This window comes from Elizabethkingia sp. YR214 (assembly GCF_003058195.1).
Taxonomy (GTDB): Bacteria; Bacteroidota; Bacteroidia; order Flavobacteriales; family Weeksellaceae; genus Elizabethkingia.
Genome location: NZ_QBUH01000001.1, coordinates 1 through 25,814, shown reverse-complemented (window position 1 = coordinate 25,814; position 25,814 = coordinate 1). Strand labels below are relative to the sequence as shown.

Genomic DNA, 25,814 nt, shown 5'->3' with positions numbered 1-25,814 from the left:
TTTTGCGCTTAAAAAAGATATAGAATGTTTTCATTAAAAAATAAAAGAGCAGTAATTACAGGAGGAGGAAGTGGTATAGGAAAAGCTATTTCTGAATTATTTGCCGAGCAGGGAGCAGAAGTTCATATCCTGGAGATTAGTGAAGCCAACGGAGCAGAAGCTTTATCCGAAATAGAAGCAAAGGGCGGGAAAGCCTATGTTCATGTTTGTGATGTATCCAATCACCAACAGATAAAAGATTTGTTTACAAGTATAGGTGCTATTAATATATTGGTAAACAATGCTGGTATTGCCCATGTTGGTAAAGCAGATAATACCTCAGAAGAAGATTTTGATAAAATAGTAAATGTAAATATCAAAGGAGTTTACAACTGTTTGCATGCAGCCATTCCACAATTAAAAGAATCCGGAAATGCGGTTATTCTTAATCTTGCATCTATTGCAGCATTGGTAGGTATCCCGGACAGGTTTGCTTATAGTACTGCAAAAGGAGCTGTAAAAGCGATGACGATGAGTGTAGCCAAAGACTACATCCATGATAATATCCGTTGTAATTCTATTTCTCCGGCCAGAGTACATACACCTTTTGTAGATGGATTTTTACAAAAGAATTATCCTGACAGAATAGAGGAAATGTTTCAGAACCTTTCCAAAACTCAACCAATAGGAAGAATGGCAAATCCAAAAGAAATTGCAGCGTTGGCATTGTATTTATGCAGTGACGAAGCTTCTTTTATTACAGGATGCGATTACCCGATTGACGGAGGTTTTACAACATTAAATAACTAATTTTAAACAAAGACAATGAAACTAATAAGATACGGAGCAGAAGGACAAGAAAAACCAGGTGTTATTATTGATGAGAAATACTACGATGTTTCTCACCTGGTGAATGATTATGATGAAAAGTTTTTCTCCGGGAATGCTATTGAAGAGTTAAAAGAAAAAATTGCTGCCGGCGGACTTACCGAAGTTAATCAGGATGTAAGATTAGGCGCACCACTGGCAAGACCTTCAAAAATTGTTTGCGTAGGACTTAATTATAAAGACCACGCCGAAGAAACTAATATGCCTATACCATCTGAACCTATTTTGTTTTTTAAATCTACTACAGCCTTAGTTGGTCCTAACGACGATCTGATAATTCCCAAAAACAGCACTAAAACAGACTGGGAGGTTGAACTGGCTATAATAATAGGAAAAAAGGCCAGCTATGTAGAAATGGAAAATGCATTGGATCATGTTGCAGGCTATGCTTTGCACAATGATTACAGCGAAAGAGCTTTCCAGATCGAAAGAAACGGGCAATGGGTAAAAGGGAAAAGTGCAGATACATTTGCACCACTAGGTCCTTTTATCGCCACAAAAGATGAAATAAAAGATGTAAATAACCTGAGACTTTGGCTGAAAGTAAATGACAAAAAGGTTCAGGATGGTAATACTTCAAACTTTATCTTTGATGTAGCTTATATAGTAAGTTATATCAGTCAGTTTATGACCTTACTTCCGGGAGATGTAATCTCAACCGGAACACCTGCAGGAGTAGGAATGGGACAGAAACCAGAAGCATGGTATCTGAATCCGGGAGATGTTGTAGAATTAGGAATAGAAGGACTGGGAACAAGTAAACAAAATGTAAAAGCTTATTCCTAATGAGAAAATATGCACTAGCTTTAGATCTTAAAGACGACGACGAGTTAATTCGTCAATATGAAGAATACCACAAGCAGGTATGGCCTGAAATTCTGGAAAGCATCAAAACTTCCGGAATACAGAATATGGAAATCTACCGTACAGATAACCGACTTTTCATGATAATGGAGGTTGGGGACGATTTTTCCTTCGACGCAAAGGCTGAAGCAGATGCAGAAAACCCGAAAGTTCAGGAATGGGAAAAGTTGATGTGGGATTATCAGCAGGCACTACCCAAATCTAAGCCTGGCGAAAAATGGGTGTTAATGGACAAAATATTTAGTCTGTAAAAAATGATAGACACTCACGTTCATTTCTGGCAATACGATAAGGTCCGCGATAGCTGGATCGATGATAGCATGGAAGTTATCCGTAAGGACTTTCTGCCTTCTGATCTCGAAGAATTGCTGGTAAGTAACAGCGTTGAGGGTATTGTTGCTGTACAGGCAGATCAGAGCCTTACGGAAACCAGATTTTTGCTGGATCTTGCAGAAAATAATCCTAAAATACTGGGAGTTGTAGGTTGGATAGATTTCCTGAGTGATAATTTCGAAGAGCAGCTACATACATTTAGAAAATATTCTAAACTAAAAGGCTGGCGACATATTGTGCAGGCAGAACCGGAAGGCTTTTTAGCTTATCCACAGTTTGTGGATAATATAAGAAAGCTGAAAGCGTATAATTATACCTATGACATTCTGGTTTATTATTCGCAAATGGGAGAAGTCATTGAGTTTGCTGAAAAACTTCCAGAGCAAAAGTTGGTTTTGGATCATATGGGCAAACCGGATTTAAGAAGACCAGAGATAGCTTTTTGGAAAAAGAATATTGCAGCATTGGCAAAATGCGAAAATGTATATTGCAAATTATCCGGACTGGTTACAGAAGCTGAGAAAGGAAAGTGGACAAAAGAAACTTTGGAGCCTTATTTAGATGTAATTTTCGAATATTTCGGAACATCCAGAATAATGTTTGGGAGTGACTGGCCGGTAATGCTTCTGAATACTAATTATGAAGAGTGGATGCAACTGGTAAAAGATTATATACAAAAATTTAGCAAAGAGGAACAGCATCAGATACTGAGCGGAAATGCTGCTGATTTTTATAATTTATAGGATATGAATTTACAACTTGAAAATAAAATTATCATCGTAAGTGGTGGAGCCAAAGGAATAGGAGAAGGCATTGTACGAGTATTGGCTCAGGAAAAGGCTATCCCAGTTATTATCGGAAGAAGTGCTGAAGACAATCAGAAACTTATTGATGATTTAGCCGAAAAAAATCTGACCGCTCATGCTGTAGTTGCTGAGTTGACTCAGCCTGAGGAATGCAGAAAAGCTATAGATGAGATTATTACAAAGTTCGGAAGAATTGACGGGTTGGTAAACAATGCAGGAGTTAATGATGGAGTAGGGTTGGAGAATGGAAGTTATGAGGCTTTTATGCAGTCATTACACAAGAATCTTGTTCATTATTATCTTCTGGCTCACTATGCGCTTCCTGCCTTGAAAGAAAGTAAAGGATCTATTGTAAATATAGGAAGCAAAACTTCTGAAACTGGTCAGGGCGGAACCTCAGCTTATGCAGCATCCAATGGCGGCAGAAGTGGATTGACCAGAGATTGGGCTGTAGAATTATTGCCTTATAGTATCAGGGTAAATGCTGTAATTGTTGCTGAAGCTTATACACCATTATATGAAAAGTGGATCAAGACTTTTGACAATCCTGAGGCTAAACTGAAATCTATAACAGATAAAATTCCTTTTGAAAAGAGAATGACAACGACAGAGGAAATAGCCAACATGGTTGTATTTCTTTTGTCAGAAAAGTCCAGTCATACGACCGGACAGCTTATTCATGTTGATGGTGGCTATGTACACCTTGATAGAGCTTTATAAATACTTCATCACACATATTATTATTTTAACTTTTCAAAAGAGAGTGTTTCCGTCGGGAGGCACTCTCTTGTTTTTTACTTACAATATAGAACCTTATAGGTACTGATTGCCCATAAGGTTTGTAAGTATGTGAGTGATTATTAACTTAATTATTTCTGAAGATCACTTTCGAAAAAGGCCATGGTACTGCCAATCCAAATTGCATCTTTCTTATTGAAATTTACATTCACCATTTCCGCTTTGGTCATTCTTACAAGATTTACCAGGAACTCTAATTTGTTACTTCCTTCTGCTTTACCGAACAATAAGCGGATTTCTGCTTTGGAAAATTCACCATTGATATCCCCAAATATCGGAGCATAATCTACCTTTTTTTGCAAAATGTAATTTTCTTTGTCAGTAATTCTGTCGATATCCTCCTGTACAGGATATATGTTTACACCGCTTCCTGCAAAGGAAAAAAGGGGCTTCAATACATACTGACTATAGCCTAAATTATCCGGAGCTTCATTCAGAAAATAACTTTTCGGAACATAAGTATGGTTTAGCTTTGGAAGGATAAACTTAGAAATTTTGAAGAACCAGTTGGGATGTGTTACCCAGGTTACATCTACATCATCTGTAAAATGAAAATCAGTTTTCAGATCTGGAATATTATCCAGTTCATCAAAAATTACCCGATTGTAAATGCGGTTTATTTTGATCTTTCTCCCATTGTCTTCGTAGAAAAGCTGTCGGCCTTCTTTTATAAGCTTGGCCAGGCAAATGGTTTTTATGCCTAGAAAATTTTCAGTTACACTAAAGTCTACAGCCGTTTTTTGCTGTTCAGGGAATATTTCCAGCAGAATTACATTCTCCGGATTTTCGTTTCCAATAATAATATTCCTTAGTTTCTCGATGTAATCATTTATCGGGATACGTCTTTTGAAAGTATCCAGAAAAGGATATACGGATCTTAAATCTTCCTCATACTGGCGTTGAAAGCCAAAAAGGGAAGGAAAAGCCTGTAGTTCGATTAGCTGAGGTTCCAGTCCTCCGGATTCATTTCTGCATATTCCGAAATCAATTGCCAGAAAATGATAATGGGAATCATCACCGGGAACCAAAGCCTGAGAAGGAATAGCTTTGTTTAGTTCTTCGGCAGAAAAAGAATCTATTTGCTGAATAATAGACTCGGCTGCATTAAATAGTTTTTCCTGAAAAACTTTATCAACAAAAATTGGACTTTCTGAAAGTCTGAATCCAATTTCTGTAGATGAATGTTGTTGACAGGTATCTTTTAGTTTTTGATATTTCTCTGGTGAGAAAGCATCATTAAACTGCTTTCTGAGATTCGGAATCATATCATATTTGTGTTTTTAGGCCAGGGAAACAGTTTTGGAAATCTGCTGTGCGGCAAATTCCAAAAATACTGGCAGGATTTCTTTTCTTGTGAGTACTACTTTGTCTTCATCGTCAATACGGTCAATAGTTTCCTGATATTTATCCAATCCGTAATCCTCTATAATACTGTTCTTATATTTTTCAACTTTCAGGGATTCCAAGAATCCTTCTGGATCTGCTTCGGGGTGAAATTGCGTTCCAAATATTTCATCGGAAAACCGAATAGCCATTACAGCCCTTTCCAGATCAACATACGGGCGCTCTTTTTCCAGTGCCAGAATCTGCATACCATGTTTCTCCAGGTGTTCCGTTTTGGGCTGGATAACCTGATAGGCTCTGGAATCTACAGCATAAAAAGGTTCGGGAAGATTTTTCAGTAAAAAATCCTTTTCGCCAGCGTCTGTTTTATGGATCGGCATGACTCCGAAAGAATAAGATTTTCTTTGGGTAACTTCTGCCAAATCCCAATAAATGCAGGCTAGTTGGAATGAATGACAAATAAGGAACATATATTTTTTGGATTCATGTTCTTTGTTATGCTTCCATATAGCATTGAGGAAACGATTGTAATTTTCTTCCCACACAAAACCTTCCTTATGGGGATTTCCGGGACCACCGGAGGAAATGAAGATATCAAAATCTTCAATTTTAGGCATTTCGTATTGATGACGAATATCAAAAATCTCAATACTAACCTGATATCCGGAATTTGTTTTAAAAGTTTCCGATATATCCTTTATATTTCTCATCCCTTGGTTAGGATGATTGTTGTTCATGTCGAGTATTGCGATTCTTATTTCGTGGTTCATAATCTGTATATTTTCTACAAATGTAATAAAGTAAAAATTTGTTTTTCAGTGTTCTATGATGTTAGAGTACGGATTTTTCGGTTTCACGAATCATATAGTCTACGACCTTCTTGATGTCACCTGTCTCGTGAAAAACCTTTAGCTGTCTATCGGCACCGGTACCCATTTTTATAATTTCACGGGCATATTCTACTTCTTTGCGACATCCCAGTTCATCAACAACATCATCTATAAATTCCAGTAATTCTTCCAATAGAATTGCGTAAGGTACGCTGGCCTCCTTACCAAAGTCTATAAGGTCTGCGTGTATCCCGTCTTTAGAAGCCCGCCATTTATTTTCACTCAGTAGTAATCTGCGGTAAGAACGGAAACTGATATTCTGCCTGTGCATTTTATAGATTTTGGCAACTAAAGACTGCATAATTGCCGCAAGGCAGGTTGTCTCATCTATCGTAAAAGGCATATCACAAATCCTGAACTCTATCGTCGGATAAAAAGGATGAACCCGAAGATCCCACCATATCTTTTTAGCATTATCTATAGTACCGGTTTTTATCATCAGGTTAACATAAGCGTCGAACTCTGCAACACTGCTAAAATAACTTGGAATACCTGTTCTAGGAAACTTGGCAAAAACTTCTTGACGATAAGATTTAAAGCCCGTAAGTCTGCCTACCCAAAAAGGAGAGTTGGTAGAAAGTGCATAAACGTGGGGCAGGAAGTAACGCATTACATTCTGAATGCGGATTCCTTCTTCTCTGTCCGGAATACCAATATGTACGTGAAGACCAAAGATCAGGTTAGATCTGGCAACATCACCCATATCGTTTACAATTTTATTATAACGCTCGGCTTTGGTAATGATATTGTCTTTCCAATGAGAGAAAGGATGGGTTCCTCCTCCGGAAACACGAAGCCCCTGATCGTGTGCTATTTTTACCAGCTGACGTCGCAGGCTGGTAAGCTCCTCACGCGCCTGTTGAATATTCTGACAAATACCTGTTTCCATTTCTACCATGGACTCATGCATTTCATGCTTGAGATTTTCACTCAATATTGCCTTTCCACTTTCTATAATTTTGGAAACGTGTGAAACCAAATCCCGGCTTTCCGCATCGATAATCTGGTACTCCTCTTCTATACCTATTGTGAATTTGTGCATTTTGTGTGTCTTTAATTTTTAGTTTGAGAAGCCCGCATATAGCGGATCTATTTTACAGAATCTTTTACAAAGGTTCCCCACGAAATATTCGGCTTGCCCGGAACATATTCATTAGCTTTTTCAATAGCCAGTTTAGCAGCATGCTCTACAATCCAGTCGAAATTTTCCTCTCCTACAGAATTTCTGTCGGCATCTGGTGCCGGGTTGCAGAAATCGATAGCGTAAGGAATACCGTCTCTTACAGCAAACTCTACAGTGTTAAAATCGTAACCTAAAGCCTCATTCATTTTAATAGTATAGTTGTGAATGGTTTTTAGTAAGTCTTCTAATTGCTTTCCTGAATATTGAGATTTTGCAGCATATCTCAAATGATGTGGATTTCTTGGCTCGTAAGGCATAATATGAACATATTTTTTGCCCAGACAGTATACGCGATAATAGTCTTCAAAAATAATTTCTTCCTGTACCATCATGACCAGTTGCTCCGTTTCCGAAAGTTTATTCCACAAGTCTTCAGGGCTTTCTACACGATAAACATTTCTCCAGCCACCACCATCATGAGGCTTCATATAGGCAGGAAAACCTACATAATTGAAAATATATTCCCAGTTATGTGGAAAGGTAAGGTTCCTGAACGATGTTTCGCTTGTATTGGTTGGCCTGTCATTGGATGGCAGCAAAACTGTTTTTGGCAAAGGAATTCCCAGCTTGGTCATTAATGCATTGTTAAAGAACTTCTCATCTGCACTCCACCAAAAGGGATTGTTGATAACATAAGTACCATTAAGTGCTGCATTTTTTAGATAAGCACGATAGAAAGGAACATCCTGAGAAATTCGGTCTATAATTACAGCATAGCCATAATCTACACCCTGCTCCAGCACATCAATCTTAACCGGTTCAGCAATAATCTCACCTTTTCCCAGTTCGTTTACTTTATCTATAAATGCCCAAGGGAAAGTATCTTCCATCCCAAATAGTATTCCGACTTTTTTTGCCATAATTGTATGTTTTCTGTATTAAATATTTTAGTTAAGAGTTGTTCTTTATGAAAAATAAGCGCTTATAAATTTTGGAAAAACCATTCTCCACAAAGGCCAGTCATGGTTAATCCATTTAGCCTCATCGTACCAGTGGTCAATTCCCTTTGAGCGTAGAATGTTGGACATTCGGATATTTTTATCCAGACAAACATCCTGATCGGAGGTGCTGAGGACAATATGCATATGCCCGAATTTCCAGGAAGCATCGTCCCGCATAAATTCCTCAGGACAATTGAAATAAACGGTATCGTTGCTAAAGCCATCCATAAAATTTCGGATAGAGAAAGCTCCGGACATCGCTATAAGGTGGGAGATTACATCTGGATAGCGGAATGCAAAATTGGTGGCATGATAGGCACCAAAGCTACAACCGGCAATAGCTACACGATGTACCTGATGAGTTTTCTGGATAAACGGAATATATTCCCGGATAAGAAACTGGACATAGTTCTCGTAACGCCATATTCTTTCCTGAGGAGAAATATTGTCGTTGTAGAAGTTCTCTTTATCCAATGTTTCCAGATTAAACAGCTTTACTTTTCCACTCTCAGTGAAATGATCTATAGATCCGTTAAGATGAAAATCTGAGTTTTGAGTAAGGCTTCCTTGCGACGTTGGGAACATAATAATAGGATGTCCGAAATGCCCCGTCACCTGGATATTGATTTTTCTCCCTAAAACATGGGAGTAGTAGTCTGTGTATTCTACCTGTGGCATATTTGTGTTTTTAGTGTTTAGGATGTTGGTTTTGCCTGTGGAGGAAGAATGCTAAGATGATGTGCATAGATTTTTTCTGCTGCATCATCCAATGCTTCGGTTATTTTATCAGCAGAATCCGATTTATACAGAAGGCTGATATGATGTTCCAGATTTAAAGACTTTACCAGTTCCTCTCTTTGGAAATCAGCAATGTCAGGATGTTTGTCTTTTGCCAGAGCGATAATAAGCCCGGAAAAATAATTTCTATCGTAACTAAGATCATATTTGTTCTTATTGAGAACATCTGTTTCAATTTTCACCCATTCCCGCCAAAGATTGATATTGGTAGATGCTTCCACCATGTCCGGAATATGTGCTCCGCCTACACGGGAAGATGTTTCCAGAAAGTAAAACTTTCCATCTTCATTACTTTTGATAAATTCCGAATGGGTAGCACCATGTACAATCCCAAATTTGGAAAGAACCTGCTGGTTTATTTCTGCTAAGCTTTTAAAGTCTTCTGAATTTTCTGCAAGTGTCTTGGTTCGGAAGATACCACCATCATGCGATACCGCCATAGGTGGAGAAAGGTATTTGGAGCAGGAAATAAATTTAATTTCTTTGTTGTAAACTAAACAGTCCACATGAAAAACATCTCCGGGCTTGAATACTTCTAACAGAAAATGAATGCGGTCTTCACCAAGTGTTTCCATTACTTTCCAAAGCTCTTCTGCCGAACGTATTTTCTTTATGCCACTGGCAGATGCTTCAGATCGAGGTTTAAGAACCCAGGGTGCAGGATTTTCTTCAATAAACTTCGCAATAATGCTATCATTAAAAACAGGAGCAAAAGGAGGAATTTTAATTCCGCTGTCCTTTGCCATCTGGCGCATGGCCAGTTTGTCTCTGAAGTATCGATAGGTCGTTTGTCCCATTCCCTGTATACGGAAGGTTTCCCGGATTAGTGCAGCCTTTTCCACATCGAAATCATCTAAAGCGATAACGGTATCTATATTGTGGATCTTCATAAGATAGGCAAAGCCCTGTATCATATGGTCGGAATTCCAAACCGAAGGCAGGGTTTCCGGCATGTAATAAACCTCGTCTATGGCATGCCATGGCCAGTTTTTTTCTTTCAGGCTTTCGGAAGTAATCAGGATGACTTTATTGCCCAGCTTTTTGCATTCATCCATAAAATCATAGCCTTTATAATAGCTGGAAAGGCAAACGAATGTTTTCATCTTGTGTTTTTAGTTTTTACAATTTTTCTATAAAGTCTATTAGGAGTCTTACACCATAACCAGTGGCTGCCTTCTCTTTTGCATAAATTACATTCCCGAAACACATGGCTGCAATATCCAAGTGTGCCCATTTAGGATGCTCGTTGATGAAATGCTTTAAAAAAGTAGCGGCAACTATACAATCGCCTACAGGTTTCAGTGAAATATTTTTAAAATTGGCTACATCCGATTTAATCTCGTCCTCCCAATCTTCCCATAATGGAAGATTCCAGAGACGCTGTCCTGTTTTCTGTCCGGATTCCTCTAGCTGCACTTGCAGACTTCTATCGTTTGAAAAAAGAGCTCCACAAGTTGTTCCGAACATGCGTACAGCACTTCCTGTAAGAGTTGCCAAATCTATCAGATAATCAGTTTTATAATTTTTTGAAAGATAGCTAAGCCCGTCTGCAAGAGTCATGCGGCCCTCGGCATCAGTATCTATCACTTCTATTGTTTTGCCATTATAGGCAGTAATCACATCACTCGGCAGGTAAGCATTGTTGGAAACGGCATTGTCAGTTATAGGAAGTACGGCCGTAATATTTACCGGTAATTTCATTTCTGCAGTGGCTATCAACGCACCCAGAACAGCTGTAGCACCACCCATATCACTTTTCATATAGTGTAGATTAGTGGCAGGCTTTATAGAAATTCCGCCAGTATCAAAAAGTACACATTTGCCTACCAGTCCTATTGTCGGAGCATCTTTAGTTTCAGATTTATATTCCAGAATAGTGAAAGCGGCCTCCTGGTGGCTGCCTTGGTTAACTGCAAGAAATGCTCCAAGCCCCAATTCTTCACATTGTTTGCGGTTATATGTAGTTAGTGTGAAGTTGTATTCCTGAGCTTTGTCTTGTATAAAATTACTTAGCTGTGGTGCCCTTTTAAAGTTAGCAGGTTTGTTCAGCCAATCCATACAAATAAACTGACCTTTACAAATAGCCTTTATTCTGGTATATTTTTCATCAAACTGCTCAATATTTCCCCATCGGAATTCAGGATCCCATAGCGGGTGTGTCGCCTGAAAAGGATACAGGTAGGTTCCTAGATAAAACCCTAATAAAAGGCTTTCTATTTCCTGGGGACCTAAAATATCAGCATGTAAGAATGTAATTTTTGCGGATAATTTTTCCCTGTAATCGTAAGAAAACTTCTGACCAATATCTGTAAGGTTGTTTTCTGTATACGAATCTCCAATACCTACTAGCAAGGAAGTTTCATTATCTGATGCCAACACGAAACTTTCATTCTTTTTCCCTGAAAAAAATGAATGCAAAGAATCTGGAAAGAGATGTCGAGTTTCTTTCCATGAAGATTCTGAGTAAATATAAATATGTTGGGTAGTGTCAGACATTTTGTTTTGCTTTATTGTATTTTCTCTTTCTTTCCTTAGGATTTTCCAGCTTATCGAAGAACAACCATTCTAATGCTCTTGGAAATTCCTGAGACCAGTAGAACTCCTGATGTTTCCCTTCCGGGTGTATGCTGGTTCTGATATCGAACTCTATAGACTTACTCTCTTCCCACCGCTTCATAGCTATTTTAAACAGATTAATTCGTTTCACCATATCAGAGCCCTCCAGTTCGCCACCATAGATATATACCTTGGTATGATAAGGCTGGTGAAAGCTAAGCATCGGGAAATTATTATTAGGATTTAACCATAATGATGGTGAGAACAGCATCAGTTTGGAGTAGACTTCAGGATATAAAAAGCCGCCATAGATACTGATAAGTGCACCTAATGAACTTCCTCCAATTCCTGTATGTTCTCTATCAGGCAGAGTTCGGAAGTTTTGGTCTACATATGGTTTCAGTGTGTCTGTAATAAAACGGATATACTTCTTGCCTTCAGCTTTTACTGCGAATTTGTTTTCATCTTCGAATACATATTCCTGAATACGATCCTGACTTCCATGTTCTACAGCTATAATTATAATATCACCAATTCCATATTCCGCTAGGAGAGAAAGTTTCTTATCTATTTCCCAGTTGCCATAGGCGCTTTCTTCATTAAATAAATTTTGTGCATCCTGCAGATAGAGTACAGGATAACTTTTCTGAGAGGTTTCATAGTCATAAGGAAGAAGGGCCCATACTTTTCGGGTTTTATTCAGTTGTGGTATATAGAAATTTTCAGAGATCAGTTCTATCTTTGGGAAATATTGTTCTTTGAACGGAGCCCAATTCAGGCGCCAGTCTTCAACAATATCTTCTGCCTTTTTCGCTTGTTTTTTTACTTTTCTGTTGGCAGTGAAATGCCCTTCACTATCCATCTCTACATTTTCCCAGCCTCCTTTGGTAAATTTATATTCTACTTCGGAAGGCAATTTATCATCACTTATTTCTATAAAGTATCCGTCTTTAGTCTTTTGCAGGCTATAGCTTTTATCCCGTGGATTCCAGTTGTTAAAATTCCCGGTGATGAATATCGTTCTTTCATCGTTTTTATCTGTTTTTAAATAAAACTTCATCAGAATTGTGTTTTTGTGCTGAATTGTTTAATTCTATTAAAGTTAAATAAAAAATGTAATTATGCAATACTTTGTAGTTTATTTTTATTTTAAATGGGTGTTTGTTTAGAGAATAGTAATGGTTATCGGGGTAAATGGATATTATTTCACTTTTTAGCGTTGTTTTTACAGATTGAGTTTACATTAAATTAAAACTGAGGAATAGGAATAGAAAACCGCTGTAATGTGCATGGATAAACAACTTTGATGTTTTTATCTTCTGAAAGCTGATAATAAGTTGGTTAGATATTTCAAATGGATAAACTTTCAGGAAAGAGAATATTTCTGAAAATAAAAAAGCCCGTCGTTAAAAAATTAACAACAGGCTCTATAGGAAATGAATTTAGAATTAAATTTTCTGCATTTGTATTCAGCCGCAAAAATAGGAATGAAATTTTGTATGACCTTACGGGAAACCGTAATGGAGCAGTTTTTTATATAATTCCCAGATCTTTACAGAAAGCAACAAGCTGTTCGTTGTTGTTTACCTGAAGCTGATCTTTCAATATATTTAAACGTTTTTCTACACTGCTAAGGCTGCTGGGAGAGATGTTTTCCTGCTGCAGATATATAGGAATATTCTTTTGCAGAATGCCTTCTGCCAGGAGAGAAATAACTTTTACATCAAATGAAGAAAATTCAAAAGAATTAATCTCTTTCAAAGATTGCTGAGAATCTGTTGATAGGTATTTCTTTCCGTTATATATAGTATCTATGGCCAGCTTTAGTTCTTTTACATCTGTCCTGCCTTTGTGAATATAGGCATCTACTCCATAATCCTTGAACAGAGAATCTATAATTCCGGCCCTCTTTTCTGCAGAAAATACAATAACAGCTAAATTAGGTGCAACACTTTTAGCCAGGGTGATAAGCTCAAACCCAGATTTTATCCTTTGTATATTCTGATCTTCTTCAAAAGACAAATCTGTGATGAGTAACTCATAGGGATTCTTCAACTGAACCGATTTTTCAATTCTGTCCAGAGCTTCATCACAATAATATACAAAATCTGTAGCTGAAGCAGGGTAGTCCTCTAGTGTTTTCTGTACAGAAAGATTTGCACTTTCATGGTCTTCAGCGATAAGTATTTTTCTAAACATAATCTGTTGTAATTAAGGTATGGATATCTCTGCCAGAAATCCTTTTCCTTCATTTGGTAATATATATAATATTCCTTTTATATGAGTTGTCCGTTGTTGTATACTTTGTAATCCATTATTGTGAGAAGCTTTTTCATCCAGTCCGGTTCCATTATCAGAATATCTGAGATGAAATTTTCCTTCTTCAGAACTGAATTTTATAACAACTCTGTTGGCTTGGCTGTGTTTCTTTGTATTTACTAAAAATTCCTGCAGTATGAGAAATACTTCTTCCTGAATGTCTGTTTTCAGGGGATTCCATATAGTATCTTCGTTTCCGACGACGAATATTCTTCGAGAGCTATTTTGGAAAGATAAACATAACTCAGAGATACGATCTTTAAACTTCTTTTCAGAAGAAGATAAAGGATTATAGGAGATATCTCTGGATTTTTGATACATCATCTCCAGTTTATCCAGGATCTCATCTTTACTAAAGTCATCATTATACTCTATTCTGGACATTACCTGATAAAGCCCGTTGGCAACCACGTCATGTACCTTTTTAGAAAGGATAAGCCGTTCTTCTTTTATTTTATCCTGTGCCAGAAGCTCGAGTTTGGCTTTCCTTCGTTTGTACCATAGTATTCCGGTAATCAGCAGAAGTATAAGCACACCCGATACAGAATAAATGAAGACCTGCTGACGAATTATTTTATATTGGTTATGTACCAGGTTTTTTTCCAGATTCAGTTTTGCTATGCGGTTTTTATCACTTTCAAATCGGATAGCTGCAAATTGATTTTTGTAGGTATTATTACTTTCCTGTATACTGTCTGAAAGCTTATAATATTCTGTAAAGTGCTTCTTGGACTGATCTCCCTTTTCCAGTATAATCATATTCTGCAGGGCTTCCAGTCTGTCAACGGGAGATTTTAGTTTGTTTGCGATATTATACATCTTGTCAGAGTAAAAGATTGCAGAGTCTTTGTTGTTATGAAGATAATATTCTGATAAATACGCATAGGATGCATCCAGACCCCAGTCATCTTTTTCCTTTGCATAATATTTTTTAGCTTCCAGATAAGCAGAAGTTGGGTTGTGCTTAGGATCTTCATACCATAAGGTTTTAGCCAGGTTAGAGGATACTTTATAATAGATATCGTCTTTTGCCTGAAGGTTGTCTTTTATTTTTTTGAATACTGAAACTGCTTTTCCATATTTTTTCTGATTATGATAGCAGTTTGCCAGATTATTCATAATCATAATCTTTTCAATCCTGTCCTGAGAAAACTGATAGGCTTTCTTGTAATATTTCTCAGCATCAGCATAGTTTTTTAAACTATTGGAGGCAACACCCATGTTATTATAATTACTGGAAAGGAAGCTGTGATGATTTGGATTCTTTTCGTTTAGAAACTTTAATGCAGTAATGCTGGTTTCTATACTCCCCATATTATCGCTTACCCGCTCCTGAATAATAGCCATGTTTACAAAGCTTTTTCCTGCAGAAAAACTATCACCGGCTTTTATATAGGCATCTTTTGCTTTGTCCAGATAGATAAAACCATTTTTGTCATCGCCTTTGTCAATAAACTTCCATGCTTTATCATAATCTGCATTGGGGATGGAGTGTGGTGCTGTTGTTCCCTTGGTACTAGTTGTTTTAGTACACGATGTAATAAAAATAGCTGTAATTAAGAAAAATAAACAGTGCTTCAAAATTTAAATGGCTAAATGGCTTTTGCTAAAAAAAAGGGGTATGAGTGACAAATTTAAAGAATAAAGATGAATTTCTGAATAAAGTCCGGCTACTTCTTTTTTGTAGATATTCTGCAATTGTATGTTCCTTGAAATAAGAAAATTTAATATTGGATTAACAATTTTATAATACGTAGAAAATTATTATTTGTAAATATTTGATCAATTTTGACACATAAAATTTACAAATAGTAAAAATGAAAGCTAATAACCATTTCTTTAAAGCTATTGTTTTGAGTCATAAATCCAATAGTATAGAGGACTTCATTTTTATGAAATGTGCTAACGTATCATAGTCATGAAATCATCACAGGAGAATAAAACAAAACAATTTACTTTTCTTTTATATAGTTCAATAGCAGCTTTCGGAGCATACTTTTGCATGTATGCTTTCCGAAAGCCATTTACAGTTGCCCGCTACGATCATTTGCAGGTTTGGGGTGTAGATTATAAAATCGTCCTTATTCTATTGCAGGTTCTGGGATATGCAACATCTAAGTTTATCGGAATTAAAGTAATATCGGAACTCACTCCCAATAAGCGCAAATTCTATTTTCTGGGATTAATTCTGATGGCAGAGCTGGCATTGTTCCTTTTTGCAATCGTTCCGGCTCCGTATAATGTAGTATTTATGTTCCTGAATGGTTTGCCTTTGGGAATGATTTGGGGAATAGTATTTTCATATCTGGAAGGTCGGAAAACAACCGAGATATTAGGTATTATTCTCTGTACAAGCTTTATAGTTTCCAGTGGTGTTGTAAAGTCTGTCGGAATGTGGGTCATGCAGTATTGGGGTATTTCAGAATTTTGGATGCCTGTAGTAACGGGAGCATTATTCCTTTTACCCTTGCTGGTTTTTATTTTTTTACTGGAAAAAATCCCGGCGCCTACAGCAGAGGATATTGCCGAAAAATCTGAACGTGTACCAATGAACCGTTCAGAGAGAAAGAAAGTGTTTCGTCAGTTTGCACTGCCTTTTAGTTTTCTTATTCTGTTTTATACTTTACTTACGGCTTTTAGAGACTTTCGGGATAATTTCGCAAGAGAGCTTTGGGATAGTATTGGTTATACAGGAGATGTAAGTGTATATAGTAAATCCGAAATCGTTGTCTCGCTTATTGTACTTCTTATTTTCGGAGCACTCTATTTTATCAAGAATAATATTAAAGCATTATATATCTATCATTATTTGCTGTTACTGGGCATCGTAACATTAGCAGCTTCCACTTTGTTGTTTCAGTACCATCATATCGGAGCTTTTATCTGGATGGTGGCAACAGGTTTTGGATTATATATATGCTATGTACCTTTCAATGCATTGTTTTTTGATCGGTTTATAGCTGCTTTTAAAATTAAAGGAAATGCAGGATTCCTTATCTACCTGGCCGATTCCTTCGGTTATTTAGGAAGTATGCTGGTTCTGTTGTACAAAAACTTTAGCGTCGGAGGAGTCTCCTGGTTAGATTTCTTCTGCTCAGGCACCTATATATTGTCAGCAATAGCCTTATTAGCTGTATTGTATTCATATTTCTACCTCAATCGTAAATTTAATAACTCTGAAAATATACATAAAGAAAAAAAATGGAAAACGAATTTGACCTTATAGTAATCGGGGGCGGAGTTCTGGGAACCTTCCATGCATATCATGCTTTGGAAAAAGGACTTAAAGTAGCAGTACTGGAGAAAGATAAAGCTCCTCAAAGCGCTACAACCCGTAATTTTGGACAGGTAGTTCCTTCCGGAATGGATACTAAATGGCAAAACTATGGAAGAGAAAGTTTGCAGATTTACAAAGAGCTGCAAAGTAAATTTGACATTACAGTTCGTCAGAATGGTTCGGCCTACTTTGCCTCCAATGATGAAGAAGTAGCCTTGATAGAAGAGTTGTATCAGATCAATAAAAACAATGACTATACGTCGGTGCTTCTTACAAAAGAAGAATGTTTGGCCAAATATCCGGGACTTCGTACGGATTATATAAAAGCCGGGTTGTTCTTTCCGGAGGAAGTTACGGTAGAGCCTCGCACAATGATCCATAGGCTACAGGCTTATCTGGTACAGGAGAAAGGATTAAAGTTGTTAACATATCAACAGGTAATTCATTGCTCAGTGCAAAGTGGAGAAGCTGAAGTTCTGACTTCTTTAGGGAATAAGCTTTTAGCACAGAATGTTATCATTTGCAATGGTAGCGAGTTCAAAACACTGTATCCGGAGTTATTTGCACAAAGTGATCTGGAGGTTACCAAGCTGCAAATGTTGCAGACGGCGCCACAGCCATCTGATTATACTTTGCCCGGATCAGTACTAACGGGACTTAGTATCCGCAGATATGAAAGCTTCCACGAGTGTCCATCTTTTAATGAGATAAAATCAAGAGAAGAGAAAGATACACCCGAGAAGAAATGGGGTGTGCACATCCTTTTCAAGCAAGCTGCAGACGGATCAGTTATAATAGGAGATTCTCATGAGTATGCAGATGTAAAGGACATGGATGATCTTGGATATGATATTAAAGAAGACATCAATGCTTTTATGCTGGCAGAAGCCCGAAAAATAGTAGATCTTCCTACTTATGAAATTCAGAGACAATGGTTCGGAGTTTATTCACAATGTAAAACCCACGATGTGTTTGAGCATTCAATTGACGGACAAATTCATATTATCACAGGTATCGGTGGTAAAGGAATGACCGGAAGTGCAGGTTATTCTAAAGGAAATATCAATAAACTTTTAATGTAATATAAGCGATAGAGAATGGAGAAGAAAATAAAACTGGTTGTTTTCGATATGGCAGGAACAACAATAGATGAAGATAATCTGGTGTATAAAACAGTACAGAAGGCAATAAATGAATATGGATATAATGTAAGCCTGGAAGAGGTATTACAATATGGAGCAGGAAAAGAAAAACAACAAGCCATAAAAGATGTACTAGAAAACTGTACAGAGGAGCAAAATACAGAACAGCAGGCAGAAATAATATTTACACATTTCCAGAAGGCTCTGGAGCTGGCATATGATGAAGTGCAGGTAAAACCTGTAAACGGTGTACTTGAATTGTTTGACAGTTTAAGATCCAAAGGAATAAAAATAGCGCTTAATACCGGCTATGACTCAAAAACCGCTAATAAACTTCTTCAGCAGGTAGGTTGGGAAAATGGCCGTGATATAGATGCTGTGATTACTGCAGACGATGTACTAAATGGGCGCCCGCACCCGGATATGATTTATAAAGCAATGAAAGATTTAGCGATAGATGATAGTCAGTTTGTATTGAAGGCCGGAGATTCCGAAATCGATATAGAAGAAGGAAAGAATGCCGGTTGTGGAATTACAATAGGTGTATTAAGCGGAGCACAGACCCGAGAGCAGTTACAAGCTGCCAATCCGGATTATATTCTGGATTCGCTGGCGGAGCTGGGTCATATTATTCTGGGTTAATATAGAAATAAACAACGAGCATAGTGGAGGAGAGGTTTCCTCTGTTTACAGGGACATGTGGAATTCTTCCATCAAAAAATATAGAATCTCCCTGCTTCAGCAGAACTTCTTCTTCACCAATGATATAAGTACACTCTCCCGAGATTATAAACTTAAATTCAAATGCATCGGTAACCACCTTTTCCCTTTTTGAATTTGGATGTACTTCTAATAGTACACATTCGAAGCCTACAAAAGGAAATTGCTTACTGAATATATGCTGATATATAAAACCTTCAGCATTTTCTTCCTTTTCAATCAGCGTCATTTCTTCTTTCCTAAAGACAAGGAAAGGGTTTTTGGATTGCACAGGAAGATCTTTGAAGAATAAAGCAATATCTGTTTCCAGAGCAGAAATCAGAGAAAATAATACGGGTAGGGAGGGAATAGTGCGTCCATTTTCCACGCGGGAAATAAGACCGTTGCTTACGTCAGCTCTTTGTGCAATGTCATTAATTGTAAGCTTTTTATCCTTTCGTATTTGTTTGATTCTCTTTCCAATAGTAATAATGTAATCTTCCATATTTCAGCTCTCCAAAAAATATTGGGGCTTTAAAGATATAAATTTTGATTGTTTTCTGTGAATCACTGTGCAAATAAAACCAGAAAAAATAAACGGAAAAAAAGGTTTTTTCAGAGAGCTGCGAGGATGATAATTTAATACTAAAGTATGTCAATATTGTATTACAAAATTGCTTAGAAAGTGACTTAATTGCGTCTTCATTTGCCGGAGGTAATTGCTGTTAGTAGTGCTTATTTATATAAAAATTTAATAAACAATAATTCTAATAATTAAACTTAAACCATGAGAAGAAGCTCAATTATTGCCCAAGGCTCTTTGAAGGTCGCTATTGCGTTTTTCCTGTGTACTTCCTACACTGCTATCGCCCAGCAAGTACCTTTAAAGAAAGAAAACTCCAAAAAAGCGGATACATTATCCAGATCTAAAGATATAGATGAGGTAGTTGTTGTCGGTTTTGGAAAACAGAAAAAAGTTAATCTTACCGGCGCCGTAGATATGGTTTCAGCAAAGAAGCTGGAAAACAGACCTATCACCAATATCGGGGCAGGTTTGCAAGGCCTTATTCCTAACCTTAATATTACCATAGATAATGGTAGGGCTACTTCGGCAGCAAACTTTAATGTAAGAGGGTTCACCAGTGTAAATGGAGGTAATCCTTTAATTTTGGTAGATAATGTACCTTATAGTGGTGAGGATCTATCAAGGCTAAATCCTGCGGACATAGAAAGCGTTTCTGTACTAAAAGATGCGGCATCAGCTGCAATATATGGAGCAAGAGCAGCATTTGGGGTAGTATTGATTACAACTAAAAGTGCAAAAGGAGGTCAGCTGAATGTATCTGTAAATACCAATACAGCATACAGAACTGTAGGAAAGCTGCCGGAATTGGTAATAGATCCTTTGACTGTTATGCAGTATAAGCATGATGCAGCAACCCCTTTATATAACCTCTTTCCGGAAAATGAAAGAGAATATGCCAGACAGATTGCCAATAATCCAAATCTTCCCCGTGTAATTCTGAGTCCTTCAGACCCTAATTCCTGGGCATATTACGGATCTACTAACTGGTTGAAAGAAGCATATAACGATACAGCACCTACTTTTACCAATAACATAAGTATTTCCAGAAAGTTGGACAAAGTTGGTTATTTACTTTCAGGAGAATATTATCGCCAGGACGGAATGCTTCGATATGGTAACGATATCTATAACAGATATAACATGAGAGGTAAAGTAGATCTTAATATCAATCCATGGTTAGATTTATCTACCAATACAGCCTTTACATTCTCGGATTATGATTCTCCGGTATTTATAGATGATCTTTTCTTTTGGAATGTAAACCGTACGCCATCTCTAAGTGTACCTAAAAACCCTGATGGAACCTGGACAAAGGATGGAGCTAGTATTTTGGGAAGATTGCAGGATGGCGGACGCTCTAAAAATGAATATAGACAAACCCAGATCTCATTTGCAGCGAATGCTTCTATTATTAAAAAGGTATGGGATTTAAAAGCTGAAGCAACTTTCAGAAATACATCATCAATTACCCGTTCCTATGATATTCCCGTGTCTTACAAAACAGGACCAATGCAGCCTATCTCTTATACAGGTTCTACAACATCATGGGCCAGAAACGAGAATATGACCGGAAGGTATTATGTATATAATGTATATACCGATTTTCATAAAAACTTTGGAAGCCACTATATCCAGTTATTAGGAGGTTTTAACCAGGAATATAACAGATATGGCTACTCTTCAGCAAAAAGAAATAATATCATTTCCACTTCATTGCCTTCTATTGGGTTGAGTACAGGGACAATGGAAGAAACCGAAAGGATTATAGAATGGGCATTGCAGGGGATATATTATAGAGCAGCTTATAATTTTAAGAATAAATACCTGTTGGAATTAAATGGCCGTTATGATGGTTCTTCCAGATTCCCGAAAGGTCACCGTTGGGGCTTCTTCCCATCGGCATCTGCAGGCTGGGTATTGTCGGACGAGAACTTCTTTGCAGGAGTGAAAAACACAATCGGTCTTAACTTGCTAAAATTCAGAGGATCTTATGGGGCTCTTGGTAATCAGGATCTGATAGATAAAGATAAGAATACAATAGCCTATCCATATATCCCAACGATGACTACAGGCACTGTAGGGCAAATTCTGGGGGATGGCCGTCCTATTGCAGTTTATGCACCTAACGCTGTATCTGATAATTTTACATGGGAAAAAGTTTCAACAGTAAACTTCGGAGCAGATTTAGCCTTCTTTAATAATCGACTACAATTAAACTTTGATAAGTATACCCGTTATACTAAAGACATGTTGATTCCGGGGAAAATCCTTCCTAATGTTTTTGGTGCATCTGAACCTAAAGTGAATGCAGGAGACCTTAAAACAAAAGGTTGGGAGTTTAGATTAGGTTGGAATGACCAGTTTAAATTAGCAGGTTCTCCTTTCCGTTATAATGTGGCATTTACACTTGCAGATAGCCGATCATATATTACCAGATTTGATAATCCAGCAAAATTACTTTCTGGATATTATGTAGGCCAGGAAATTGGAGAGATTTGGGGAGCTGAAATAGAAGGCTTCTTTAAAGATGAGGCAGATATTAAAAATCACCCTAATCAGACCGCAATGGGTACCGATGATCAATCTTACAGATTCTACCCGGGAGATCCAAAATTCAGAGATCGTAACGGTGATGGTAAAGTAGACATGGGCGATAAGACGGTAAATAATCCTGGGGATCTATACGTAGTCGGAAATACAACTGCCCGTTTTCCATTTAGTTTAGACTTATCCGGAGAATGGAAAGGAATAGACTTACGTATCTTCTTACAAGGGGTTGGGAAAAGAGACTGGTATCCTGGCGCAGGAACAATTTATTTCTGGGGTGTTTATGCACAGCCGTGGACTAACGTAACACAACAAAACCTAGATCATTGGACACCGGATAATCCTAATGGATACTTCCCTGCAGTAAGAGCTTATACGGCAGAAGATAACATGCAGCAGCTAGGTATTCCAAATAAACGCTATATGCAGGATGCTTCTTATGTTCGTGTAAAGAATGTGACTATAGGTTACTCTCTGCCACTGAAAGAAACTTCTAAAATTCATTTTAATAAGATTCGTTTCTATTTCAGTGCTGAGAATATATTCGAGATATCACATCTGAAAGTAAAACTGGATCCTGAAACCTTGGGGCAGGCAGCTTACCCTTTCCAACGTACCTATTCTTTTGGAATGAACTTAAACTTTTAACATCTATAATATCTTAAGCATATAAAAATGAAACTAAATACCTATATATCCACAGGAGTTTTGACGTTATTTACAGGGCTGTCATTAATATCATGTGAAAGCGATTTTCTGCAAAAAGACCCGATAACAGAAGTTACGAAAGATAATTTTTTTAATAATCCTCAGGATTTAGAAACCTATACCAATGGTTTTTACAGTTATATTTCGGCACCATATACCGATGTGTTTTCAGACAATATATCAGTTTATACCGGTGCCAGTAACACAGACAACCTTCTGAGGGGTTCCCTTACACCAGCAAATATAGACGGATGGGACTGGAAACAGCTTCGGTCTATTAACTATATGATTGAAAATTCAGGAAAAGCGAAAGGCGATCAATCATTAATCAGGCATTACAAAGGAGTAGCCAAATTTTTCAGAGCCAACTTCTATTTCAATATGGTGAAAAAGTATGGAGACGTTCCATGGTATTCCACTACTATTGGTAGTAATGACGAGGCAATGCTTTACAAAGCTAAAGATCCGAGAGCATTGGTAATGGATTCCGTGATGGGCGACCTGGAATATGCTTCTGCTAATGTGTTGCCGGCAAAAACGAATAATACCATGATTACGAAATGGGCCGCGCTTACATTATTGTCCAGAGTTGCATTGTATGAAGGTACATTTAGAAAATATCATGATGAATTAGGGCTGCAGAATACGTCTGCAAAATTCCTGAACCGTGCTGTAACTGCTTCTCAGGATATTATCAGCAATGGCGGATTCAGTATCTATAATACAGGAAAAGGAGCCGAAGATTTTCGGGCTTTGTTTGCCAGTAATAGCCTTGCTGGTAATAAGGAAGTTATTTTCTTACAAAAAAATAATAAAGACCAGGGAGTAAGTAATAATACCCACACAGTACTGGGATGGCAGTGGGCGCTGAATGGAAGTCTTGCAGATGAATTCCTGATGAACGACGGAACGCCTTTTACTTCAGTTACAGATTATGATAAGAAAACATTTACTGAAGTATTTACCAACCGTGATCCGCGTATGGCAGAAACGATTATGCCTCCGGGGTATGCAACAATTCCGAATGGAGATCCTTATATGCTTCAGCCTGCTTTTGGTGGATATCTTCAGATTAAATTCTATCCGAGAGATCCGTCATTAAGAGGAGGATGGGATTTAAATTATACAGACCTTCCTATATACAGGTATGCTGAGGTATTATTGGTTAATGCAGAAGCGAAAGCAGAATTAGGAACTTTAACGCAGGGTGATCTCGATAATACCGTAAATCTTTTGCGTAGAAGAGTGAAAATGCCAGATCTTTCTATGCTAACAGCCAATGCAACACCAGATAACTATCTTGCAAAGCAGTATCCCAATATTAACGGTGGAAATAGAGGCGTTCTTTTAGAGATCAGACGTGAACGTCGTGTTGAATTGGCTTGTGAAGACAAACGATTGGATGATTTATTCCGTTGGAAGTCCGGAGCATTATTGGGACAAGCTTCCAAAGGTATTTATACCCCGGCGCTTGGAGCAATGGATGTGACAGGTGATGGGAAACCAGATATTGCAATTCTTGAAGCTCCTGGAAAAGAAGATCCATTGAGTAATGTTCCTGCGGATATCAGAGCGAAACTAACCAAATTTTATATTTCCGATGGTGTTTTCTATCTTTCAGGAGGTACTTCAGGTAATATTATGTTCGAAAAAGACAGACGACTGCCAAGAACATTTATTGATCCTAAATATTACTATCTTCCAATACCGGCAAGTCAATTAATTCTTAACCCTAAACTTAAACAATCACCGGGGTGGTAAAATACCTTCCGGAGTTTTGAAGACTAATATTAAAGAAACAGAATAAGATATCATGAAAAGAAGAAAGTTTTTGGCAAAAGTTCCGCTTGCAGCTTCTGCGCTTATGTTAGGTGGAACAGCTACCAATCTTTTAGCGGCGACTCAGAAAGACAAAGATGTAAATCTGAAAAAGAAACTTGTGCTGACGGTAGCACATATAACAGATGTACACTTGCCGGCAGATCCTAAGGTTATGGAACGCTTTGTGAAATGCCTGAAAGAAGTAAAAACAAAAAAAGTAGATTTCTTCCTTAATACCGGAGATTCTATTATGGCTGTTGACAGAGACAATTCTACTCGTCAGGAGGTCTATGATCAGTGGAATGCCTGGGATACTTGTATTAAAGAAGTTGCAGATTATGATATGTACAGTTGTGTAGGAAATCATGATATCTGGTGGGCTGGCGGAAAATCAGATGAAATGTATGGCGTGCCTTATGCAGCTAAAAGACTTAAAATGCCTAATCGTTATTATAGCGCTAAAAAAGGGAAATGGCATTTTATTATGTTAGATGGTAATAATTCTGGAGTAACATTGGACCCTGAACAAATGAACTGGTTGAAACAAGAATTGGAGAATATCCCTCAGGGAGAATATGCACTTATTATGTCCCACTATCCAATACTTACTGTTACCGGAACCTTTGAAGGAGGGCAGCATAAAGATCATGTAGCACTAAAAGACCTTTTCTATAAACATAAAGATAAAGTAAAAGGATGTCTTAGTGGTCATCAGCATCTTTTAGATAGAGCCTGGTACAATGATGTGTACTATTTCTGTAATGGTGCAATGTCCGGATTCTGGTGGGGAGAAGGAGATAAACGATCTGCTAAACCTTTTTATTATCAGGAGACACCTCCTGGGTATGCAATATTAAAGTTTTATGATGATGGTACATTCGAGAATGAATATATCGTTCACCACTACTAATATATATAGAATATAAGATCCGGCGTTAAGCCGGATTTTTGCTTTCTATCATATATAAAGAGGAGATCAAAGCTAAAAAATAGCATTTGAGCTGCCAGAAAGAGCCGTTTTCTGTAGGTACATAAAACAAAAATCCCGTTTTCAAAGCATCTGCTACGATATATATAGTGTATGTAAAGAAGGCTATTGCTTCCAATATGAATATTATGTTAAATTTTTCTCACCTGTATTCAGGTAGTTACGTATATTATGTTAAAAAATATGTTTAGAAGTTTGGTGTATTATAGAAGTTTTTCTACTTTTGCAGTCCTAAACAATGAGAGTTGTTTGGGGGAGCAGGAGATAATTGAGACTATAAAATCGATTAAAATTTTTTAGAAAAAAGATTTGGTCATGTTAATAAAATTTATTAGTTTTGCCCACGC

The 25,814-nt window shown here is 37.4% G+C and carries 22 protein-coding genes; 11 read left to right on the top strand and 11 right to left on the bottom strand.

Going from position 1 to position 25,814, the window contains the following annotated elements:
- Nucleotides 1–24 precede the first annotated feature (24 nt).
- Genes C8J95_RS00110 through C8J95_RS00090 form a run of 5 tightly spaced genes read left to right on the top strand, consistent with a single transcriptional unit; the run spans nt 25 to nt 3,590 of the window.
- Nucleotides 25–789: an SDR family NAD(P)-dependent oxidoreductase gene (locus C8J95_RS00110; protein WP_107807125.1), complete on the top strand. Its 765-nt coding sequence runs from the start codon at nt 25–27 to the stop codon at nt 787–789.
- A gap of 15 nt (nt 790–804) precedes the next feature.
- Nucleotides 805–1,653 carry a fumarylacetoacetate hydrolase family protein gene (locus C8J95_RS00105; RefSeq protein ID WP_107807124.1) on the top strand — a complete coding sequence of 283 codons (849 nt, stop codon included), beginning with the start codon at nt 805–807 and terminating at the stop codon, nt 1,651–1,653.
- Nucleotides 1,653–1,982 carry an L-rhamnose mutarotase gene (locus tag C8J95_RS00100; protein WP_107807123.1) on the top strand — a complete coding sequence of 110 codons (330 nt, stop codon included), beginning with the start codon at nt 1,653–1,655 and terminating at the stop codon, nt 1,980–1,982. Before C8J95_RS00105 ends, C8J95_RS00100 begins: the two co-directional genes overlap by 1 nt.
- A gap of 3 nt (nt 1,983–1,985) precedes the next feature.
- Nucleotides 1,986–2,807, top strand: a complete 822-nt coding sequence (locus tag C8J95_RS00095) for an amidohydrolase (RefSeq protein WP_107807122.1) — start codon at nt 1,986–1,988, stop codon at nt 2,805–2,807.
- A 3-nt stretch (nt 2,808–2,810) separates the two neighbouring features.
- On the top strand, nt 2,811–3,590 hold the full coding sequence (locus C8J95_RS00090; protein ID WP_107807121.1) for an SDR family oxidoreductase: 780 nt from the start codon (nt 2,811–2,813) through the stop codon (nt 3,588–3,590).
- A gap of 149 nt (nt 3,591–3,739) precedes the next feature.
- On the opposite strand, the gene C8J95_RS00085 is transcribed toward C8J95_RS00090, so the two are convergent.
- The 10 genes from C8J95_RS00085 to C8J95_RS00040 form a co-directional block, all read right to left on the bottom strand.
- Entirely contained in the window at nt 3,740–4,933 is a 1,194-nt protein-coding gene (locus C8J95_RS00085; protein ID WP_107807120.1) for a hypothetical protein, read from the bottom strand.
- Nucleotides 4,934–4,948: 15 nt separating this feature from the next.
- Entirely contained in the window at nt 4,949–5,782 is an 834-nt protein-coding gene (locus C8J95_RS00080; RefSeq protein WP_107807119.1) for a type 1 glutamine amidotransferase, read from the bottom strand.
- Nucleotides 5,783–5,843: 61 nt separating this feature from the next.
- Nucleotides 5,844–6,944, bottom strand: a complete 1,101-nt coding sequence (locus tag C8J95_RS00075) for a carboxylate-amine ligase (protein ID WP_107807118.1) — start codon at nt 6,942–6,944, stop codon at nt 5,844–5,846.
- A 47-nt stretch (nt 6,945–6,991) separates the two neighbouring features.
- The gene (locus C8J95_RS00070) at nt 6,992–7,945 is read right to left on the bottom strand and encodes a RimK family alpha-L-glutamate ligase (RefSeq protein WP_107807117.1); all 954 of its coding nucleotides are present in this window, start codon (nt 7,943–7,945) and stop codon (nt 6,992–6,994) included.
- 45 nt (nt 7,946–7,990) lie between these two features.
- Entirely contained in the window at nt 7,991–8,704 is a 714-nt protein-coding gene (locus tag C8J95_RS00065; RefSeq protein ID WP_107807116.1) for an alpha/beta fold hydrolase, read from the bottom strand.
- A gap of 17 nt (nt 8,705–8,721) precedes the next feature.
- The gene (locus C8J95_RS00060) at nt 8,722–9,927 is read right to left on the bottom strand and encodes an acetyl-CoA carboxylase biotin carboxylase subunit family protein (RefSeq protein ID WP_107807115.1); all 1,206 of its coding nucleotides are present in this window, start codon (nt 9,925–9,927) and stop codon (nt 8,722–8,724) included.
- Between the two features lie 16 nt (nt 9,928–9,943).
- Nucleotides 9,944–11,320, bottom strand: a complete 1,377-nt coding sequence (locus tag C8J95_RS00055) for a M17 family metallopeptidase (protein ID WP_107807114.1) — start codon at nt 11,318–11,320, stop codon at nt 9,944–9,946.
- Nucleotides 11,313–12,440 (bottom strand): alpha/beta hydrolase-fold protein, encoded by a 1,128-nt coding sequence (locus C8J95_RS00050; RefSeq protein ID WP_107807113.1) that lies wholly within the window; start codon nt 12,438–12,440, stop codon nt 11,313–11,315. Before C8J95_RS00050 ends, C8J95_RS00055 begins: the two co-directional genes overlap by 8 nt.
- Nucleotides 12,441–12,913: 473 nt before the next feature.
- Complete coding sequence (locus C8J95_RS00045) at nt 12,914–13,579, bottom strand: response regulator transcription factor (RefSeq protein WP_107807112.1); 666 nt, start codon at nt 13,577–13,579, stop codon at nt 12,914–12,916.
- A 12-nt stretch (nt 13,580–13,591) separates the two neighbouring features.
- Nucleotides 13,592–15,280 (bottom strand): tetratricopeptide repeat-containing sensor histidine kinase, encoded by a 1,689-nt coding sequence (locus C8J95_RS00040; RefSeq protein WP_107807111.1) that lies wholly within the window; start codon nt 15,278–15,280, stop codon nt 13,592–13,594.
- A gap of 337 nt (nt 15,281–15,617) precedes the next feature.
- On the opposite strand from C8J95_RS00040, the gene C8J95_RS00035 reads away from it, so the two are divergent.
- The 3 genes from C8J95_RS00035 to C8J95_RS00025 are packed head-to-tail and all read left to right on the top strand — an operon-like array spanning nt 15,618 to nt 18,760.
- Nucleotides 15,618–16,925 (top strand): DUF5690 family protein, encoded by a 1,308-nt coding sequence (locus tag C8J95_RS00035; RefSeq protein ID WP_107807110.1) that lies wholly within the window; start codon nt 15,618–15,620, stop codon nt 16,923–16,925.
- A complete protein-coding gene (locus tag C8J95_RS00030) occupies nt 16,901–18,058 on the top strand; it encodes a TIGR03364 family FAD-dependent oxidoreductase (RefSeq protein ID WP_107807109.1) in 1,158 nt (385 codons plus the stop codon). The genes C8J95_RS00035 and C8J95_RS00030 overlap by 25 nt, the downstream gene beginning before the upstream one ends.
- Nucleotides 18,059–18,073: 15 nt before the next feature.
- On the top strand, nt 18,074–18,760 hold the full coding sequence (locus C8J95_RS00025) for a phosphonatase-like hydrolase (RefSeq protein WP_107807108.1): 687 nt from the start codon (nt 18,074–18,076) through the stop codon (nt 18,758–18,760).
- Here the strand turns inward: C8J95_RS00025 and C8J95_RS00020 are convergent.
- Nucleotides 18,747–19,322, bottom strand: a complete 576-nt coding sequence (locus C8J95_RS00020; RefSeq protein ID WP_107807107.1) for an XRE family transcriptional regulator — start codon at nt 19,320–19,322, stop codon at nt 18,747–18,749. The two genes, C8J95_RS00025 and C8J95_RS00020, sit on opposite strands and share 14 nt — an antisense overlap.
- Nucleotides 19,323–19,604: 282 nt before the next feature.
- Here C8J95_RS00020 and C8J95_RS00015 point away from each other — a divergent pair, with 282 nt between their 5' ends.
- From C8J95_RS00015 to C8J95_RS00005, 3 genes are read left to right on the top strand one after another with little or no spacing between them, the layout of a single operon-like run.
- Nucleotides 19,605–22,598, top strand: coding sequence for a TonB-dependent receptor (locus tag C8J95_RS00015; protein ID WP_107807106.1), 2,994 nt, complete (start codon nt 19,605–19,607; stop codon nt 22,596–22,598).
- A gap of 27 nt (nt 22,599–22,625) precedes the next feature.
- Nucleotides 22,626–24,419: a RagB/SusD family nutrient uptake outer membrane protein gene (locus C8J95_RS00010; protein ID WP_107807105.1), complete on the top strand. Its 1,794-nt coding sequence runs from the start codon at nt 22,626–22,628 to the stop codon at nt 24,417–24,419.
- 52 nt (nt 24,420–24,471) lie between these two features.
- The gene (locus C8J95_RS00005) at nt 24,472–25,389 is read left to right on the top strand and encodes a metallophosphoesterase (RefSeq protein WP_107807104.1); all 918 of its coding nucleotides are present in this window, start codon (nt 24,472–24,474) and stop codon (nt 25,387–25,389) included.
- The last annotated feature ends 425 nt before the right edge of the window (nt 25,390–25,814 follow it).